At 66.9% G+C, this 16,659-nt stretch carries 20 protein-coding genes and 1 pseudogene; 13 read left to right on the forward strand and 8 right to left on the reverse strand.

What is annotated here, in order from left to right:
• Positions 1 to 48 precede the first annotated feature (48 nt).
• Positions 49 to 1,212 (reverse strand): epoxide hydrolase family protein, encoded by a 1,164-nt coding sequence (locus ACSBP4_RS09190; RefSeq protein WP_435552032.1) that lies wholly within the window; start codon positions 1,210 to 1,212, stop codon positions 49 to 51.
• Positions 1,213 to 1,299: 87 nt separating this feature from the next.
• Positions 1,300 to 2,585, reverse strand: a pseudogene (locus tag ACSBP4_RS09195) (MFS transporter).
• A gap of 115 nt (positions 2,586 to 2,700) precedes the next feature.
• Here ACSBP4_RS09195 and ACSBP4_RS09200 point away from each other — a divergent pair.
• From ACSBP4_RS09200 to ACSBP4_RS09210, 3 genes are all read left to right on the forward strand, one after another.
• On the forward strand, positions 2,701 to 2,955 hold the full coding sequence (locus ACSBP4_RS09200) for a DUF5789 family protein (RefSeq protein WP_435552033.1): 255 nt from the start codon (positions 2,701 to 2,703) through the stop codon (positions 2,953 to 2,955).
• A 425-nt stretch (positions 2,956 to 3,380) separates the two neighbouring features.
• The gene (locus tag ACSBP4_RS09205; protein ID WP_435552034.1) at positions 3,381 to 3,527 is read left to right on the forward strand and encodes a hypothetical protein; all 147 of its coding nucleotides are present in this window, start codon (positions 3,381 to 3,383) and stop codon (positions 3,525 to 3,527) included.
• Between the two features lie 132 nt (positions 3,528 to 3,659).
• Complete coding sequence (locus tag ACSBP4_RS09210) at positions 3,660 to 3,968, forward strand: transcription factor S (RefSeq protein WP_006650129.1); 309 nt, start codon at positions 3,660 to 3,662, stop codon at positions 3,966 to 3,968.
• 288 nt (positions 3,969 to 4,256) lie between these two features.
• Here the strand turns inward: ACSBP4_RS09210 and ACSBP4_RS09215 are convergent, their stop codons facing one another.
• The 3 genes from ACSBP4_RS09215 to ACSBP4_RS09225 form a co-directional block, all read right to left on the reverse strand.
• Positions 4,257 to 5,042, reverse strand: a complete 786-nt coding sequence (locus tag ACSBP4_RS09215; protein WP_435552036.1) for a methyltransferase domain-containing protein — start codon at positions 5,040 to 5,042, stop codon at positions 4,257 to 4,259.
• The gene (locus tag ACSBP4_RS09220) at positions 5,039 to 5,419 is read right to left on the reverse strand and encodes a nascent polypeptide-associated complex protein (protein WP_049964970.1); all 381 of its coding nucleotides are present in this window, start codon (positions 5,417 to 5,419) and stop codon (positions 5,039 to 5,041) included. Before ACSBP4_RS09220 ends, ACSBP4_RS09215 begins: the two co-directional genes overlap by 4 nt.
• 127 nt (positions 5,420 to 5,546) lie before the next feature.
• Complete coding sequence (locus ACSBP4_RS09225) at positions 5,547 to 6,404, reverse strand: SDR family oxidoreductase (protein ID WP_435552037.1); 858 nt, start codon at positions 6,402 to 6,404, stop codon at positions 5,547 to 5,549.
• A gap of 97 nt (positions 6,405 to 6,501) precedes the next feature.
• On the opposite strand from ACSBP4_RS09225, the gene ACSBP4_RS09230 reads away from it, so the two are divergent.
• Positions 6,502 to 7,113 (forward strand): HD domain-containing protein, encoded by a 612-nt coding sequence (locus ACSBP4_RS09230; protein WP_049964968.1) that lies wholly within the window; start codon positions 6,502 to 6,504, stop codon positions 7,111 to 7,113.
• A gap of 36 nt (positions 7,114 to 7,149) precedes the next feature.
• Here ACSBP4_RS09230 and ACSBP4_RS09235 read toward each other — a convergent pair whose 3' ends face one another.
• The gene (locus ACSBP4_RS09235) at positions 7,150 to 7,638 is read right to left on the reverse strand and encodes a PUA domain-containing protein (RefSeq protein ID WP_435552038.1); all 489 of its coding nucleotides are present in this window, start codon (positions 7,636 to 7,638) and stop codon (positions 7,150 to 7,152) included.
• A 198-nt stretch (positions 7,639 to 7,836) separates the two neighbouring features.
• On the opposite strand from ACSBP4_RS09235, the gene ACSBP4_RS09240 reads away from it, so the two are divergent.
• Positions 7,837 to 8,013, forward strand: a complete 177-nt coding sequence (locus ACSBP4_RS09240; RefSeq protein ID WP_006181419.1) for a hypothetical protein — start codon at positions 7,837 to 7,839, stop codon at positions 8,011 to 8,013.
• 38 nt (positions 8,014 to 8,051) lie between these two features.
• On the opposite strand, the gene ACSBP4_RS09245 is transcribed toward ACSBP4_RS09240, so the two are convergent.
• Together ACSBP4_RS09245 and ACSBP4_RS09250 are read right to left on the reverse strand one after the other, a co-directional pair.
• Positions 8,052 to 8,549 (reverse strand): NYN domain-containing protein, encoded by a 498-nt coding sequence (locus tag ACSBP4_RS09245; protein ID WP_006181418.1) that lies wholly within the window; start codon positions 8,547 to 8,549, stop codon positions 8,052 to 8,054.
• Between the two features lie 70 nt (positions 8,550 to 8,619).
• Positions 8,620 to 9,444 (reverse strand): M48 family metallopeptidase, encoded by an 825-nt coding sequence (locus ACSBP4_RS09250; protein WP_435552039.1) that lies wholly within the window; start codon positions 9,442 to 9,444, stop codon positions 8,620 to 8,622.
• Between the two features lie 343 nt (positions 9,445 to 9,787).
• Here ACSBP4_RS09250 and dapA point away from each other — a divergent pair, with 343 nt between their 5' ends.
• The 8 genes from dapA (at position 9,788) to ACSBP4_RS09290 (ending at position 16,648) form a co-directional block, all read left to right on the forward strand.
• Entirely contained in the window at positions 9,788 to 10,711 is a 924-nt protein-coding gene (gene dapA / locus ACSBP4_RS09255; protein ID WP_435552040.1) for a 4-hydroxy-tetrahydrodipicolinate synthase, read from the forward strand.
• Positions 10,708 to 11,475 (forward strand): 4-hydroxy-tetrahydrodipicolinate reductase, encoded by a 768-nt coding sequence (gene dapB, locus ACSBP4_RS09260; RefSeq protein WP_435552041.1) that lies wholly within the window; start codon positions 10,708 to 10,710, stop codon positions 11,473 to 11,475. Before dapA ends, dapB begins: the two co-directional genes overlap by 4 nt.
• Positions 11,472 to 12,308 carry a 2,3,4,5-tetrahydropyridine-2,6-dicarboxylate N-succinyltransferase gene (locus ACSBP4_RS09265; protein ID WP_435552042.1) on the forward strand — a complete coding sequence of 279 codons (837 nt, stop codon included), beginning with the start codon at positions 11,472 to 11,474 and terminating at the stop codon, positions 12,306 to 12,308. The genes dapB and ACSBP4_RS09265 overlap by 4 nt, the downstream gene beginning before the upstream one ends.
• 110 nt (positions 12,309 to 12,418) lie before the next feature.
• A complete protein-coding gene (locus ACSBP4_RS09270) occupies positions 12,419 to 12,670 on the forward strand; it encodes an AbrB/MazE/SpoVT family DNA-binding domain-containing protein (protein WP_049964964.1) in 252 nt (83 codons plus the stop codon).
• Positions 12,671 to 12,676: 6 nt separating this feature from the next.
• Positions 12,677 to 13,057 carry a type II toxin-antitoxin system VapC family toxin gene (locus tag ACSBP4_RS09275; protein WP_435552043.1) on the forward strand — a complete coding sequence of 127 codons (381 nt, stop codon included), beginning with the start codon at positions 12,677 to 12,679 and terminating at the stop codon, positions 13,055 to 13,057.
• Between the two features lie 46 nt (positions 13,058 to 13,103).
• A complete protein-coding gene (lysA, locus tag ACSBP4_RS09280) occupies positions 13,104 to 14,537 on the forward strand; it encodes a diaminopimelate decarboxylase (protein ID WP_435552044.1) in 1,434 nt (477 codons plus the stop codon).
• Positions 14,538 to 14,634: 97 nt separating this feature from the next.
• On the forward strand, positions 14,635 to 15,465 hold the full coding sequence (dapF, locus tag ACSBP4_RS09285; RefSeq protein ID WP_435552045.1) for a diaminopimelate epimerase: 831 nt from the start codon (positions 14,635 to 14,637) through the stop codon (positions 15,463 to 15,465).
• A 13-nt stretch (positions 15,466 to 15,478) separates the two neighbouring features.
• Positions 15,479 to 16,648, forward strand: coding sequence for a M20 family metallopeptidase (locus tag ACSBP4_RS09290; protein ID WP_435552046.1), 1,170 nt, complete (start codon positions 15,479 to 15,481; stop codon positions 16,646 to 16,648).
• Positions 16,649 to 16,659: the final 11 nt, after the last annotated feature.

A 16,659-nucleotide genomic window follows, 5' to 3' on the forward strand; every position in this document is an offset into this window, starting at 1 on the left:
TACTTTTGCGTTGCGTCCCGCCGCGACTCGAGCGACTCCGCCCCGTCCTCAGCCGAACTCGCCGGCGAACGCTCGCAGGTCCTCGACGAACAGTTCCGGCACCTCCATCGCGGCGAAGTGGCCGCCCTCGGGCTGTTCGGACCAGTACTCGACGTCGTAGACCGCCTCGGCCCAGCCGCGGGGCGTCTTGTACACTTCGGCCGGATAGCGCGCGTGGCCCGTCGGCACGTCGACCGAATCCGGCGTCGCCGCGCCCACGTCCGTCTCGGCGTAGAGCCGCATCGAAGAGCCGATGGTCCTGGTCAGCCAGTAGACGCTGAGGTTGTCGAGCAGCCGGTCGCGGTCGATCCACGACTCGAGGTCGCCGTCGCAGTCGCTCCAGGCCCGGAACTTCTCGACGATCCAGGCCGCCAGCCCGGCCGGCGAGTCGGTGAGTCCGTAGGCCAGACTCTGTGGTTTGGTCGCCTGGATCTCGTGGTAGGCGGTTTCGGTCTCGCGGAACGCCGCGGTCTCCCGGTAGTCGGCCATCCCCCGTTCGTCGAGCAGGTCGGTCGGATCGTCGGCCTCGAGCGACGAAGGGTTCAAAAAGAGCATGTTCGTATGGATCGCGTCCACGCGATCGGGGTAGTTCGCACCCAGTAATGCGGCGACCAGCGCGCCCCAGTCCCCGCCCTGTGCGACGTAGCGGTCGTAGCCGAGCCGGGCCATCAGGTCGGCGACGGCGTCGGCGATCCGCGGCACGTCGTACCCCCGCTCGCCGGTCGGGCCGGAGAAGCCAAAGCCCGGCAGCGACGGGGCGACGACGTGGAACGCGTCCGCGGGATCACCGCCGTGGGCCGCCGGATCAGTCAGCGGCCCGAGGACGTCGAGAAACTCCGCGACGGAGCCCGGCCAGCCGTGGCTCAGGACGAGCGGCGTCGCGTCCGGTTCGGGCGAGCGGACGTGATAGAAGTGCAGCCGCTGCCCGTCGATCGTCGTCACGTACTGGTCGAACTCGTTGCACCGGTCCTCGAACGCCGCCCAGTCGAACGCCTCGCGCCAGTACGCACAGAGGTCCCGGAGGTACTCGCGGTCGGTCCCGTACGCCCAGCCCGTCTCGGGAAGCTGGTCCGGCCAGCGGGTCCGCTCGAGGCGCGTCCGGAGGTCGTCGATCTCGTCCCGATCGACCGACACCTCGAACGGTCGAACGGAGTCGTCGGCGTCCGTCGTCATGTCGCGTCCCCGGCTCGAGTTGCGTCACTGTGGACGATACCAATGCGCATACCCACTCCGACTCGGCCGCGTCACAAAGGCGTATCGTCAATCGTCACCGATGACCGGAACCGGGACCGTCGTCTCGAGGGTCTCTTCGACCTGCGTGTAGACGAGGACCGTTCCGAGCGCGGCGAGCGCGGTGCCGAAGACGAACGGGGTCTCGAAGCCGAACCGAACCAGTGCGCCCGAGGAGAGCGGCCCGACCGCGATTCCGTAGCCGAAGGCCATCGTCAGCACCGACAGCTTCGAGCCGGACTCGCCCTCGCCGGCGAGGTCGCCGGCCAGCGCCAGCGACGGGGCAAAGACCATCGCGGCGGCGACACCCTGGAGCAGGCGGGCGACGAACATCGGGGCCGAGGAGAGGATGAAGCCCTGCACGAGCGTCGTCGGGATCAACAGCGCCATTCCGGTCACGATGAACGGCCGCCGGCCGTACCGATCGCAGGCCCGCCCGATCGGCGTCTGGAGCGCGACCTGCGCGATGATAAACGCCGCGAACTGCAGGCCGAACCAGGTCGCCCCCTGCCCGAGGCGGGCGTTGACCTGCGGCTGGATGGTCGCGAACAGCGCGATGGCGGTCGCCATGAAAAACGACGCGATCCCGAGGGTGAAGATCGGATCGAGCAGGTTCGGTCCCGACCGATCGAGGATCGGGATCGAGAGGTCCGCGCCGGCGTTGGCGGCCGTCGACTCGGGGTCCGAGACCAGCACCGTCACCATGACGTAGCTGATCGTCGCGGTGATCGTCGCGACGTAGAAGGCGGCGTCGAACCCGGAGACTGCCAGACCGCCGGGGAGCGCGTACGGACCGCGACTGACGACCGCGCCGGCAACCGCCGGCCCGGCACCGAACCCAACCAGCCGAAACGTGTTGTAGACGCCCATGTTCCCGCCGCGGTCGCCTGCCGTCGCGAGTTCGTTGACGAGCGCGACCGACGACGGGATGATGAAGGCGACGCTGACGCCCTGTAACCCACGGATGACCAGCAAGGAGAGGTACGTCTCCGCGAAGACGTACGCGACGTTGGTCATCGCGAGGCCCGCGAGCCCGACCAGAATGAACGGCTTGCGCCGGCCGAGCCGATCCGACAGCCGGCCGGTAACCGGCTCGAGCTGTTGAGAAAACCAAAGAGCGAGAGGATCACCCCGATGAGCAGCGACTCGCCGAGACCGAAGGCCGTCCCGCCGACGACGCCGCTGGTCACGTACAGCGGGATGACGATGATCAGAAACGAGTTGCCGATCCCGTCGGCCATGCGGGCGCCCGCCAGTGCGAGGACCCGTCGATCGACGGCGAAGGGCGCGACGAGACGTTCCACCACGCTCCGCATTGGCAACACCTGCGTGATCCCGACCGATTATAGTTTCGAACCGAAATGTCGATCGACTGGATAGTCCGCGGGAGCGTCGCGGAGCTACAAGCCGCTGGCCCGCCTCCGTTCGTCCATGCCCGACGTCAAACTCAGCCGGATCGACTCCGTCCTCGCCGACCTCGAGTACCCGATCACCAACGAGCAGGCGGCGACCGAACTCGCGGACGTCACCCTGTTGCTCGCCGACGGCCAGCGGAACTTGGGCGACCTCGTCGCGAAAAGCGGCAGCGACCGCTTCGAGTCGACCGAGGACCTCCAGTCGGAACTCAACAACGTCCTCCCGCGGGAAGCCGTCGGCGAGCCCTACCAGTCCGAAGGCGAGGGTTAGACCGATGAGACGCTGCAGTCGCTCGGTACGTGCTTTTCGTTTGTCAGTCCCGACGTGACGTCCCGGGCTCCTGCCGAGGAACCGCCACAACAGAACAGGGAATCCATCTATAGATCTTGCCTCTTTACAGTTGGAAATATAACAGAGTGACGAAATTCTAGAGACGATCGACGGTGAGCAGAAGACGAACCGGTCTCGATATCGTCTCGGTTATCATTTCTGGATGTTGTCTCGTGTACGTCAATTCGACCGTGATCGAACTGTCGATAGTCTGGTCGTTCGTTCTCCTCGTACTCGTTCTGGTCGGTGTTCATCGGACGATCGAACGGCTATACGAAGCGCTCTCCGGAAACTCGATTCGAGACGACCGAACCGATGACGGTGAGGCAGTCCTCGCCGATAAACACGACTCGGTCTCTGTTGTAGTGGTTGTATCCACGGTCCTCATCACCGAATACATCGACCCCACCGTCGTCTCGCTTTCCGACTACCAGACGGTGGTTCTCATCGTCGGTCTCGTGTTTGCGATCCACGAGGCGATCCAACGGACCTACAGGTGGGCAGTGTTATGAGGTCACGCCCGGTCTCCATTGGCTGATCCGTTGCTTTCGCCTCGCTACCGACGCTATCACCCTGTCAACGTCCCTCTCGCGGGGCGACTTCTTTTCTACACACTTAACCGGGGTGAGCGACAACCGAGGCATATGGAATTCTGCGACGAATGCGGTTCGATGATGAAGGCCGACGACGGCCTCTGGGAGTGTGGCAGCTGTGGGTACACGGAGCCGAAAGGCGACGCCGACCAGTACATCGTCACCGACGATCAGGAGGTCGGCGAAATCATCGAGTCCTCCGGCGAGACTTCGCTGCCCGAGACCGACGCCATCTGTCCCGAATGCGGCAACGACCGGGCCCACTGGTACATGCAACAGATCCGCTCGGCCGACGAGTCCGAGACGCGCTTCTTCATCTGTACCGAGTGCGAACACAAGTGGCGCGAGGACGACAACTAACGAAATTTTGCTCTGCGGTCTATCGCGAGCGAAGCGCCGAGCGCTTCGCTCGCGATGTCCCTCGGCAAAATTTCGATTAAAAGCACTCCTCCTTCCCCGTCAGCCGCGCGGAACGCGGCTTCTGGGTCAGTCGTCGGCCCGCTCGCTCGCCCTACGGGCTCGCTCGCGGTCGGTGTCGGGAGACTGCCTACCCTCCCCCGAATCGCGGGCTCCTCGCGTTGCTCGGAGCCCGCTCTCGGCCATTGCTCTCTCGAGCTGAATACGGAATTTGAGTAAGGAGAAACCGCACTACTCGTTGCGCGCGATCGTCAGATAGCCGGTGTGACCGACTGGCGCAGTCGTGGGCCGCGAGCCCCGCTCGTCGAACTGCATCTCGCGCTGGATCGTCTCTCGAGTGGTGACGTTCGCGAGGCCGACCTCGCGGGCCGTCCGTGCGACTTCGCGGGTCGACTCGATGAAGGGGCTGTAGACCGCGACGAACCCGCCGTCGACCAAGAGGTCGGGCGCGTGTTCGACCATCGTGGGCGCGTCGGCCGTATCGAGGGTCATGACGTCGAACGACGACGGCTCGAGGCCGTCGATCTCCTCGGTCACGTCGCCGGTCCGGACGTCGACGGCGTCGGCCACGCCGCCGAGTGCCATGTTCTCGCGAGCCACGTCGGCGAACTCGGCGTCCTGTTCGTAGGTCACGACCTCGGCCCCGGCCCGGGCCAGCAGGGCCGCGAGGACGCCGGTTCCGGTGCCGGCGTCGAGGACCCGGTCGCCGCCGGCGATGCCGGTCTCGCCGATGACGAGCCCGATATCGCGGGGCACCATCGGCGCGCCCGTCCGCTCGAAGTGATGGAAGAGATCGGGGCCGCGCAGCCGCCGCACCTGGAACTCGTCGCCCAGATGCGTCTCGATGGTGTCGCCCGACTGCACGTCCTCGGGGACCTCGAGAACGCCGAGGTCGGTCCCCTGTTCGCCGCCGGGTTCGACGAGGTACTCGCGGTCGCCGCGGACGAGCAAGACCGGGACACGATCCGTGCCACTTTCGGCGTCGTCCGCGCTCTCGTCCTCGCTCACGCGAGTCACTCGAGGGATTCGACTGCTGCGGCGAGGTCGCCGTCGGCGTCCTCGAGGGCCTCCCGGGCCTCGTCATCGCTGACGCCGGCACGGGTCGCGACGAGTTCGACGTCCTCGTCAGGGATCGACGAGCCGGCGTCGCCCCCGGTGTCGGCACTGCCGCCGGCCGAGCCGGCCTCGACCTCCTCGGGCGAGCCGATGACCTGGTAGGTCTCCTGGCCACGGGCGTCCATCTTGGTGACCTCGGCGTCGTCGAAGACGAGGTCGTACTCGTCGGTGCGGATGATGACCTCTTCGGCGTCGATGTCCTCGACGTCGATGCCCATCTGTTCCATCATCTGTTCCATCTTGCGCGGGTTGAGTCCGCCGCCGCCTCCTCCGAACATACTCGACACGTGGCCACGGGCGACCTTTTAGTTTGTCGTTCGCTCGAGGGTGGGGAGACGGACGCCCGCAGGTCGCTGTCGGCGCGACCGCGATCGCCGTGCGGTCTCACTGGGACAGCAACCCGTCTCAGGCGTCGTCCGGCCGCGAGTAGTCCGGATCGAACAGCTGCGCCGACGTCGGTTCGGGATCGCCCTCGGTGAGGTTGTACTCGGAGAAGTCCTCGACGCCGGCCTCCCGGAGGAAGTCCTCGTCGTAGACGCGGTTCCCGGTGAACTCGGCGGGATCGCGGGCCAGGATCTCGAGGACCGTATCCGAGACGATATCGGGCGTCCGCCAGTCGTCTTCGGTCCCCATCTCGAAGTACCGGGTCGCGCGCGTGTCGATCGCGGTGACCGGCCAGAAGGTGTTACAGCCGATCCCGTCGTCGGCCAGTTCCTGAGCCATCGACAGCGTCACGAACGACATCCCCATCTTCGACCAGGAGTAGGCGGCCGACCCCGGGGCGCGGTCGAGTTCGACCGGCGGCGCGTTCGTCAGGATCCAGGCGTCTTCCTCGACGCCTTTGAGGTGGTCGATGAACGCCCGCGAGACGAGGTAGGTGCCGCGCACGTTGACCTCGTTCAGGAGGTCGTACCGGTTTGCCGGCAGGTCCTCGACCGCGCCCATCTGGATGGCCGAGGCGTTGTTGATCACGATGTTGATCTCGCCCATCTCGTCGATCGCCTCCTCGACGGCCGCCTCGATGGCGTCCTCGTCGCGGACGTCCAACTGGATCGCGTGCGTCTCGACGCCTTTCTCGGCGCAGGCCTCGGCGGTCTTGTGGATCGTCCCCTCGAGGTCCGAGTCCGAGTCGTCGACGGTCTTGCCCGTCGAGACGATGTCACAGCCCTGCTCGGCGAGTGCGAGTGCGAGTTGCTTCCCGATTCCACGCGTGGTACCCGTTATAAACGCGGTCTGTCCGCTCAGATCTGGTTTTTGCGGCATTCGTGATCTATACACACACTCCGCCCCTAATAGTCCATTCAAACTCCCGGGTCGCCGATCGACGTTTTCAATCCCGATCGGCGCGTGGGCAATCGTAATGACCGACGAACTCGACGCCTTGCTCGAGGCTCTCGAACTGAAAGACGAGCGCCGGACCGGTTGGGATCTTCGCGGGATCGATGCCCCGGAGTCTGTCGCAGCCCACACGTGGGGCGTGGCGACGCTGTGTCTGTACTATGCCGACCGGGCCGACGGCGTCGACCGCGACCGCGCGGTATCGATGGCGCTGCTTCACGATCTGGGCGAGGCCCGCATCGGCGATATTGCGACGCGCGCCGAGGACGACAACCAGCGAGTCGACGGCGACGAGAAAGTCGCCCGCGAGCGGGACGCGATCGTGGACCTACTCGAGCCGTTCGACGGCGACGAGTTCCGCTCCCTCTGGGCGGCGTACGAGGCCCGCGAGACTCAGACGGCGCGGTTCGTCAAGGACATGGATCTGATCGACAACTGTTTGCAGGCGCTCAAATACGAACGTGGGGAGCGCTACGACGAGACCGAGCGCAACGAGGCCTTCGACGAGTACGAGAATCTCGACGAGTTCTTCGCGACGGCCGCGCCGCGACTCCGGACGCCCGTCGGCGAGCGACTCTTCGAGGCGATCAAGACACGGTACGAGCGCGAGATCGGTCGGGAGTGTCAGCTCTAGCGGTCCTCGCGGACCGGCTGCCGGTCCGTCACCCCGCTACGTCTCTGCGGGCGCACCCTCGCGCACGTTGACTGCCATCCCCGTCTCGAAGTCCCGGATGGCGTCGGCGTCGAGTTCGGCCGTCCCGACCGCCAGCAACTCGCCGCGTTCGTGGACCACCAGTACCTCGTCGCCCGGCCGGATCTCGTCGCCGACCTCGAGGACGAACTTCGCGAAGACGTTCTTCTCCTCGCGGACGAAGGGCTCGCTCTCGTCGTCGACGACAACTCGATAGGCCGGCGGCTCGAGCGCGGCCGCGAGCCGGCGACCGCCCTCGAGGCCGAGCGTGAACCGGCCGTCGGTGCCGAAGGAGACGATCCGGCCGGCGTCGGCGTGGATCTGCTGGGGTCGGCCCGAGGAGGTCCGTTTGACCGTCAGCGATTCCGACGGCGGGAACAGCGCCGTGCCGGCGTCCGCGCCGAACTGGTAGTCCGCGATGGTCCGAAGCTGGGGCAGGCCCGCGCTCCCGTCTGCTGACTCGCTCATTGGGCCGAATTTGCGCCGGCGGGTCGAAAGCCCTTCGACCTGCGGTTCCGGCGTATTCGCTCGGATCGAGCCCGTGTGGGCACTGAATTCGGCCACCGGAGCGGCTTCAGGCCGTGGTGACCCCCTCGATCAGCCACCGACGCGACCGAAACGAGATGGAGAACGTTATTATCGTCGCTTCAGTAGTATCGGCCCTACATGGACGTCACGCAAATCGGTCTCGGGGTCGCCCTGCTGGTCATCGGGACCCTGACACTGATCGGGCCGGCCGCGATCGCCACCGGTCCGCTCGTCTATCTCGTTACCGGTGCGACGCTGCTTGTCACCGGCTACGCGCTGGTGATCGGTCTCTGGCAGACCCGCCAGCCGAACTGATTCTCGGCCCGAACCGAGTGTGGTTCGGGTCGGCGCGCCTACAGCAGGAACGTCTCGTGGCGTTCGCCCAGATCGAGGAAGGAGTCGGCGGCGTCGATGAGCTCTTCGGCCGTCGAGGACTGGAACGCCATCACCTCGACGCGGACCCCTTCGTGGCGCAAGTGCGAACACAGCCGCGAGAAGTCGCCGTCGCCCGTACAGAGGACGATCGTGTCGACGTGGTTGGCCAGCGTCACCGCGTCCAGACTCATCCCGACGTCCCAGTCGGCCTTCTTCGAACCGTCGGCGAAGGTCTTGATGTCCTTGATCTTCGGTTCGAAGCCGATGTCGATCAGCGCCTCGAAGAAGCTCTCCTCCTCCGGCGAGTCCGCGCGGATGACGTACGCGATCGCGCGAGTCAGTTGGCGGTCCTGAACCGCCTTCTCGAGCAGGGCGGAGTAGTCGATGTTCCGGCTGTGCATGCTCTGGGCAGTGTGATAGAGGTTCTGGGCGTCGACGAGGACGGCGACGCGCTGCCCGGGGTGAATTTCGGTCATATACTAGCATGTCGCGGGCGGCTATAAAAAATCGCGGCGTTCGGGACGGTCACGATGGGGCGCCGCCGGATTAGTTCCGGAGCTTCCGAATGCGCTTTTCGGTCGGCGGGTGGGTGGCAAACAGCGTCTGCAGCAGGCCCTTCTCCGAGTTGAAGATACACAGCGCGCTCACGCTGTCGTCGAGTTCGGACTCCCGGCCCTGCGCGCCCTTCGAGATCTTCTCGAGAGCGCGGGCGAGCGGGTCGCCGCTGCCGATGTACTGACGGGCGTCGTCGTCGGCGACGTACTCGCGGTACCGCGAGATCGCCAGCACGAACACCATCACGAGCATCTGGGCGATGTTCGAGATGATCATCCCGACGAAGATGCTGCCGATGCTGCGGTCGTCGCCCATCATGTAGACCATGTAGGCGACCCAGCCGACCATCATCGCGATGGAACTCCCCAGCACCATCGCGAGGACGTCGCGGTTCTTGATGTGGGCGAGTTCGTGGGCGATGACGCCCTCGAGTTCGTCGCGCTGGAGCAGGCGGATGAGTTCGGTCGAGACGACGACGTAACCCTTGCCCTTCCGGCCGGTCGCAAAGGCGTTGGGGACGCCCATGTCCATGACCATCAGCGTGGGCTTTTCGATGCCCATGTCCCGACAGAGCGACTCCGTCATCTGATGGACCTCGCGGTACTGGCCGTCTTCCGGCATCTCCTCGGCGCGTCTCGTGGCCGACCAGGTCCCGATCTTGTACTGGATGACCGGCAGGACGAGCAGGCCGAGCCCGACGAGCGGCCACGCGCCGACCCCGAACATCGCCAGGCCGAAGGCACCGACGAGCATGTAGAACGCGAACAGGATCGAGCCGACGATCGCCATTCGCACTTTCAATCCGAAATTCGTCATAGCTGACTCTAGACAACGACTCGGGATAAGTTACGCGGATTCGTGTGTCAGAAACCCTCTCTCACAGCGACCGGCTCGGTCGAAGACACAACGGCTAAGTCGGTTCGGTCCGGTCTCCCGGGTATGCGTCACGTCGCTCGCTCGAGGTTCGAGTCCGCCGTGAGCGGCGTCGCCCCTCGTTTTTCGAAACGCAAACGCGCCTGCGAGTGCTCGCGGCGGGCGTAGCGCCCCCGTCCCGGGCACGCTTCGACCGCGCGTGACCGCACCTGACCGACTACTGACCGATCGGAACCGATAGGTCCTACCGATCGGAGTCCGACACACGACTCAACGACACCAACACATGACTGCTATCGACCTTTCGGGCGTCTTCCCGGCGATGTGTACGCCCTTCGACGAGGACGAACGGATCGACTTCGAAACGCTCCAGACCGACGCCCAGCGCCTCGAGACCGCGGGCGTCGACGGGCTCGTCCCGGTCGGCTCGACCGGCGAGTCGGCGACGCTGACCCACGACGAACACGTAGAGGTCGTCGAGGCCGTCATCGAGGCCGTCGACGACGTGCCCGTCATCGCGGGCACCGGTTCGAATAACACCCGCGAGGCGCTGGAACTGTCCGAGCGGGCCGCCGACGCGGGCGCCGACGGCCTCCTGCTCATCTCGCCGTACTACAACAAGCCCGAGCAGCGGGGACTGATCGAGCATTACCGGACGATCGCGGACGCCGTCGACCTGCCCCAGATCGTCTACAACGTCCCCTCCCGGACGGGTCGGAACATCGAGCCCGACACCGCCGTCGAGCTGGCGAGCCACGAGAACATCGCGGGCTACAAGGCCGCAAGCGGTGATCTGGGCCAGATCAGTGAGGTCGTCGAACGCACGCGTGAGGAGGACTTTGCGGTGCTGTCGGGCGACGACGGCATGACCCTCCCGACCCTCTCGGTCGGCGGCACTGGAACGATCAGCGTCGCCGCGAACATCGAACCCGAGCGCACGTGTGCCATGGTCGGTGCGGCACTGGAGGGCGATTACGAACGCGCCAGAGAACTGCACCACGAACTCGGCCCGCTGTTTCGCGAACTGTTCGTCGAGACCAACCCCATCCCGGTCAAGGAGGCCATGGGGATCCGGGGCTACGGGCCGGCCCGCCTGCGCTCGCCGCTGTCCCGACTGGCCGACGAGTATCGCGAGGACCTCGAGGCAGTGCTGGCCGACCTCGAGCGCGACGAGACGGACGTCGCCGATCCGGCGGAGGGTGATCGATGACGGTCCGGCTGGGCGTCACCGGCGCGACCGGGCGAATGGGCCGGGAAGTCATCGCGGCAGCGGCGGGACGCGAGGACTGCGAGGTCGCTTTCGCAGTCAACCGCGATCCGGACGGCGAGACGATCGAGGGCGTCGACATCGAGCCCGCGGCCGAGTTCGACTCGCTGGTCGCCGACCGCGAACCGGCCGCCGTGATCGACTTCACCGGCCCGGAGTCGGCCGTCGACTACGCCCGTGCCTGCGCCGACGCCGGCGTCGCCTTCGTCACTGGGACGACCGGCTTCGACGACGACGAGTACGAAGCTCTCGAGGACGCAAGCGAGGAGATCCCGGTCCTGCACGCGCCGAACTTCGCCCGCGGCGTGCAGGCCCTGCTCAACGTCGTCGGCGAGGCAGTCCGGAACCTGCCGGGCTACGACGTGGAACTCGTCGAGACCCATCACAACGCCAAGCGCGACGCCCCGAGCGGCACCGCCAACCGGCTGCTCGAGGAGATCGAGGCCAACGGTGACTTCGGCGAACGCGTTCACGGCCGCGAGGGCGAGGCCCCGCGATCGGAGTCCGAAATCGGGGTCCACGCGCTTCGTGCGGGCAACGTTACGGGCGAACACGAGATCGTCCTCGCGGACAACCACGAGGAGGTCCGGCTCACCCACCGCGCCGAGGACCGCGGGGTCTTCGCCGCGGGCGCGGTCGACGCGGCGGTCTGGATCGCTGGACAGAAGGCAGGGTGGTACGACTTCGCAGACGTGATCGGAGAATGAGCGCACTCGAACGCGAAATCGGCGAGCTGTGGGACCGCAAACAGGACGGCGACGTCAGCGCTGACACCGCCGGCGAGGACGAATACGCCACCCTCGAGGCCTTCCTCGACGCCCTCGAGTCCGGCGAGGTCCGGGCCGCCGAGAAGTCGGGCGACGAGTGGGAGGCAAACGAGTGGGTCAAGCAGGGGATCCTGCTGAACTTCGGCCTTCGGGAGATCCAGCAGTACGACCACGGCGACACGACGTACAACGACGTGCTGCCGCTTGCGGACGCGAGCGCGTACGGCGACCGCGGGAGCCGCAACACGCCCGACGGCACCGTCGTCCGACGGGGCGCTCACATCGGCTCGGACTGCATCATGATGAGCCCGTCGTTCGTCAACATCGGCGCGTACGTCGGCGACGGCACGCTCGTCGACTCCTGTGACACGGTCGGCTCCTGTGCCCAGATCGGCGATAACGTCAAGCTCGGCGCGAACACCCTCATCGGCGGCGTCCTCGAGCCGGTCGAGAACGCGCCGGTCATCGTCGAGGACAACGTCTCGCTCGGTGCGGGCTGTCGCGTCACCAGCGGCTTCGTCGTCGGCGAGAACAGCGTCGTCGGCGAGAACACCCTGTTGACGCCGCGTATCCCCGTCTACGACCTCGTCGAGGAGGAGGTTCTCTACGGCGAACTGCCCGCGGATCGGCGCGCCTTTACCCGGTTCGTCGAGTCCTCGATCAGCGACCACGACCTCTTCGAGGGCGGCGCGTACAAGCCCGCCGTCGTGGCGACCGACCTAGAAACGGAAACGCTCGAGGCGACCGAGCGCGAGGACGCGCTTCGGGAATAGACGAGCCGTGCCCGACGGCCTCGGACGAATCGCCGTGATCGCACTCGGTCCGGGGAAACCACAGGAGATCGTGGGAGGACTTTTAGTCGTTCCCCCAGTAGTGGATCGTAATGAGCAAACGAGCCGAAGCCGACGATCGAGGTCGCATCGTCATCCCCCACGAGATCCGTGAGAGACACGGCGACCGATACCGCGTCGTCGAACTCGAGGATCGGATCGAACTGATCCCGTTGAACGACGACCCGATCGAGGGCCTCCGCGATGCCGTCGGTGACGCCTTCGACGGCAGATCGATCGACGAGATCAAGCGCGAGGCACGCGAGAACGCTCGAACGGACGCGATAGACGACGCGAGTGACTAGGGTCAGATGATATACGCCGATATCGACTTCTTCATCGCGTTGGTGAAAGACGACGACTGGCTGCAGGATCGGGCAGCCGAGATCGCGCTCGAGAACGACGGAGAAATCTACACCTCGCGGGCGACGCTGCTCGAACTGCTCGTGATCTCGGACCGGTTCGAGTTCGATCGGATGGAAGCGCTCACGTCCGCGCTCGAAATCGCGACTATCCCCGAAGACGAGGACGTCCTGTTTCAGGCGGCGGACTATATGGAAGAAGACGGTCTCACTGCGTTCGACGCGTATCACGTCGCCTACGCGGAGGCAGATCCGATCGTTTCGTCGGACGAATCGATCGACGACGTGACGGACGATCGGATCGCGATAGAAGAACGGGAATCGGAGTAGCGGAGAACCCAAACGCTTGAATCCTCTCGCTCACTTTGAGGTACCAATGACTGACGCCGCGGCTTCGGTGCCCGTCCGCCGCCTCTCCGACTGGGACGCGGCCGAACTACACACGCTCGTCGAGGACTACGGCTCGCCGCTGTACGTCCTCGATCTCGAGCGGGTCCGGGAGAACTACCGCCGCCTCGAGACCGCCTTTCCCGACGCCGAGATCCTGTACGCGGTGAAAGCCAACGCGCTGGGGGACGTTCTCTCGACGCTCCACGAGGCGGGGGCGGGCCTCGAGTGTGCCTCCGCCGGCGAGGTCCAGCGCGCGCTCGAGGCGGGCGCGGCCGGGTCGGAGATCCACTACACGGCGGTCAACCCGCCGGCGCGGGATCTCGACTGGATCGTCGACGCCTGGGCCGACGAGCCGGAGCTGACCGTCACCGCCGGCTCCACGGACACGATCGATCGCCTCGAGGAGCGGGGCTACGACGGCCGGCTCTGTCTACGGGTGAACCCGGGTATCGGTGCCGGCCACCACGAGAAGGTCAAAACCGGTGCGGCCGCGAAGTTCGGCGTCCCCGCCGAGCGGGCCGTCGACGTGCTGGCCGACGCCGCCGACCGCGGCTTCGACGTCGTCGGGATCCACGCCCACGTCGGCTCCGGCGTCTCGAGCGACCAACTCGAGGCCCACCGGGAGTTCGTCGCGCGGATGGGTGATCTCGCGCGGGACGTGAGCGAGGCGCTACGCGCCTCGGATAGCCGAACGGGGAGCGAAGCGACCCGTGAGGCGCGCGAGGCCGTCGGCGGCCTCGAGTTCGTCGACGTCGGCGGCGGCTTCGGGGTGCCCTACCGCGAGGACGAGGAACCGCTCGACCTCGAGAGCGTCGCCGAGGCGACCCGCGAGGCGCTGGGCGCGGTCGACGCCGACCTGACGATCGAGCCCGGCCGCTACTTCGTCGCGGACGCGGGCGTGTTGCTGACCGAAGTGAACACGGTCAAGGAAGCCCGCGAGACGACCGTTACCGGCGTCGACGCCGGGATGACGACCCTGCTCCGGCCGGCGATGTACGACGCCTACCACCCGATCCGGAACCTGACCGCCGAGACGGCGGGCGACGGCTCGAGCGATCGCGATGCGACCGACGCCGCCGGGCGCGAGATCGTTCCGCAGACCGTCGCCGGCCCCATCTGCGAGAGCGGCGACGTTTTCTGTGCCGAGCGTGAACTACCGGCAAGCGAACGTGCGGACATCCTCGCGATCGGCAATGCGGGGGCCTACGGCTACGAAATGGCGAACCAGTACAACACCAGACCTCGACCCGCGTCGATCGTCCTCGCGGACGGCCAGGCGCGACTCGCCCGCCGTCGCGAGACGGTCACCGACGTGACCCGCCCCGAACGCGAGGCGCGGGGCGTCTCGGATACCTCGAGCGATGCGAGGCGCGACCGAAGTGAGCGCCTCGATGATGGAGCGGGGCGGAACGACCCGTGAGCGAGTCACCACGAGAGTGCGAGGCGAGCCATACTGCACCGGCGGATCGAAAGAACGACCACGACCGAGCGACCGACACCGACAACGACCAAGTACGATGAGCGTCCCATTCCAGAAGTACCACGGCACCGGCAACGACTTTCTAATCATCCAGGCTGACGAGTACGTCCCCAATCGGGGTGCGCTCGCCGAACGCGAGTGCGACCGCGACGACGGCGTCGGTGCCGACGGGATCCTCTATCTCGCCCTCGAGGAGCGGTTCAACCCGCCCCGCGTCGTGATGACGCTGGTCCAGCCCGACGGCGCGACCGCGCCGATGTGTGGCAACGGCGCGCGCTGTGCGGCCGACTGGGCCATGGATCGGACCGGAGCCGACAGCGTCATGATCGACACGCAGGCCGGCACCCTGCGCGCGGACCGGACCGACGACGGGATCATCATCGAGATGGGGACCCCGACGTTCGACCCCGAGGAGGTCCCCGTCAGGGCCGACGAACCGGTCTTCGAGGAGGAGATCGAAGGCCTCGAGGTGACGATGGTCAACACCGGCGTCCCACACGCCGTGAGCTTCGTCGACGACGTTGACGCGGTCGACCTCGAGGCCGTCGCGCCGCGGGTCCGCTACGCCGACGCGTTCCCCGTCGGGACGAACGTCACGATCGCCAGCCCCGACGGCGAGGGCGGCTTCGACCAGCGGACCTACGAACGCGGTGTCGAGGACGAGACCGACTCCTGTGGCACCGGTGCGGTCGCCATCGCGGTCGTCGCGCGACGGCTCGGACTGACCGACGCCGATCCGGTCGAGGTCCGACCGCCGGGCGGGGACCTGCAGGTGAGCTTCAACGACCGGGGGAACGCGACGCTCGCCGGCCCCGTCGAACACGAGTTCGACGGCGAGGTAGCCGTCCGATCGCCGACCGAACTGTGAACGGGATCCAGCGATGAGCGGGGACGAGCCGACCGCGAGCGGCCCCGACGGCGACGACGAGTTCGACCCCATCGCGTTCCTCGAGACGGCGGTCCAGCACGCCTCCCACGAGGACGTCGGCCCGATGCGGGCGTTCCTCCGTGAGACGCTCGAGACCCACGGGGTCGACCCCCGCGTCGACGACGCCGGAAACGTGCTGGCGAGTCGCGGACCGCCGGCGGCCGACGCCGACAGCCACGTCGTGTTGAACACCCACATCGACACGGTCTCGCCCCACGTCCCTTACGAGCGCGACCCGGATGCGCCCGAGGCCGACGGCGGCGAGGTGATCCGCGGACGGGGCTCCTGTGACGCGAAGGGACCGCTCGCGGCGCTGTTGTCGGCCTTTTTCGCGGTCGAGCCGACCGATGACCGCGTCACGCTCGCGGTCACCCCCGACGAGGAAGTCCTCTCGACGGGCGCGTACGCGCTCGTCTCCGGCGAGGCGTCGCCCACCGCGGACGCCGACGCCGTAATCGTCGGCGAACCAACCGACCTCGACGTCTGTACGGCCGCCAAGGGCCGGTTCCAGGGAACGATCCACCTTTCGGGTGCCAACGCCCACGCCGCCGAACCCGAGACCGGAACCAATGCCGTCGCCGCCCTCGAGAGCGTCCTCGAGGCGGTCCGGACCTTCGGCGAGCGCGCCGACGCGCCGCCGACCCATCCGCAACTCGGTGCGGCGACGCTGACCCCGACCGTCGTCGAGGGCGGTGAGGCGACGAATCAGGTGCCGGCAGACGCCGCATTGACCGTCGACCGCCGGAGCGTCCCCCCGGAGACGGCCGACGAGTTCCACGAAGCGCTGACCGCGCACCTGCGGGCCGCCGTCCCCGACGATGTCGACCTCGACTTTCGCTTTACCGACCGACCGACGCCGTTCCTCGAGGCCTGGGACACCGATCCCGACGCGCCGGTTGCGCGAACGCTTGCGAACGCCGCTGGCGGCGAGGTCCGGCCGTTCACCGCGGCGACGGAAGCGTCCTACTTCGCCGCCGACGCCCCGACGGTCGTCTTCGGCCCCGGCGTCCTCGCCGACGACGAGGGGGCCGTCGCACACGCGCCACGGGAGTACGTGCGGCTCGAGGCCGTTCGGAAGGCTGCCCGAGCGCTCGAGGCGACGCTATCGGAACTGGTCGAATAGGGCGGTACGAT

Source organism: Natrinema sp. CGMCC1.2065 (assembly GCF_051225675.1).
In the GTDB taxonomy this organism is placed as follows: Archaea; Halobacteriota; Halobacteria; order Halobacteriales; family Natrialbaceae; genus Natrinema; species Natrinema thermotolerans.

What these genes read in the sequence shown, in the direction of transcription:
- ACSBP4_RS09190 (WP_435552032.1), bottom strand. Translation starts at nt 1,212, where the DNA reads ATGACGACGGACGCCGACGACTCCGTTCGACCGTTCGAGGTGTCGGTC.
- ACSBP4_RS09200 (WP_435552033.1), top strand. Translation starts at nt 2,701, where the DNA reads ATGCCCGACGTCAAACTCAGCCGGATCGACTCCGTCCTCGCCGACCTC.
- ACSBP4_RS09210 (WP_006650129.1), top strand. Translation starts at nt 3,660, where the DNA reads ATGGAATTCTGCGACGAATGCGGTTCGATGATGAAGGCCGACGACGGC.
- ACSBP4_RS09220 (WP_049964970.1), bottom strand. Translation starts at nt 5,419, where the DNA reads ATGTTCGGAGGAGGCGGCGGCGGACTCAACCCGCGCAAGATGGAACAG.
- ACSBP4_RS09225 (WP_435552037.1), bottom strand. Translation starts at nt 6,404, where the DNA reads ATGCCGCAAAAACCAGATCTGAGCGGACAGACCGCGTTTATAACGGGT.
- ACSBP4_RS09230 (WP_049964968.1), top strand. Translation starts at nt 6,502, where the DNA reads ATGACCGACGAACTCGACGCCTTGCTCGAGGCTCTCGAACTGAAAGAC.
- ACSBP4_RS09235 (WP_435552038.1), bottom strand. Translation starts at nt 7,638, where the DNA reads ATGAGCGAGTCAGCAGACGGGAGCGCGGGCCTGCCCCAGCTTCGGACC.
- ACSBP4_RS09240 (WP_006181419.1), top strand. Translation starts at nt 7,837, where the DNA reads ATGGACGTCACGCAAATCGGTCTCGGGGTCGCCCTGCTGGTCATCGGG.
- ACSBP4_RS09245 (WP_006181418.1), bottom strand. Translation starts at nt 8,549, where the DNA reads ATGACCGAAATTCACCCCGGGCAGCGCGTCGCCGTCCTCGTCGACGCC.
- ACSBP4_RS09250 (WP_435552039.1), bottom strand. Translation starts at nt 9,444, where the DNA reads ATGACGAATTTCGGATTGAAAGTGCGAATGGCGATCGTCGGCTCGATC.
- dapA (WP_435552040.1), top strand. Translation starts at nt 9,788, where the DNA reads ATGACTGCTATCGACCTTTCGGGCGTCTTCCCGGCGATGTGTACGCCC.
- dapB (WP_435552041.1), top strand. Translation starts at nt 10,708, where the DNA reads ATGACGGTCCGGCTGGGCGTCACCGGCGCGACCGGGCGAATGGGCCGG.
- ACSBP4_RS09265 (WP_435552042.1), top strand. Translation starts at nt 11,472, where the DNA reads ATGAGCGCACTCGAACGCGAAATCGGCGAGCTGTGGGACCGCAAACAG.
- ACSBP4_RS09270 (WP_049964964.1), top strand. Translation starts at nt 12,419, where the DNA reads ATGAGCAAACGAGCCGAAGCCGACGATCGAGGTCGCATCGTCATCCCC.
- ACSBP4_RS09275 (WP_435552043.1), top strand. Translation starts at nt 12,677, where the DNA reads ATGATATACGCCGATATCGACTTCTTCATCGCGTTGGTGAAAGACGAC.
- lysA (WP_435552044.1), top strand. Translation starts at nt 13,104, where the DNA reads ATGACTGACGCCGCGGCTTCGGTGCCCGTCCGCCGCCTCTCCGACTGG.
- dapF (WP_435552045.1), top strand. Translation starts at nt 14,635, where the DNA reads ATGAGCGTCCCATTCCAGAAGTACCACGGCACCGGCAACGACTTTCTA.
- ACSBP4_RS09290 (WP_435552046.1), top strand. Translation starts at nt 15,479, where the DNA reads ATGAGCGGGGACGAGCCGACCGCGAGCGGCCCCGACGGCGACGACGAG.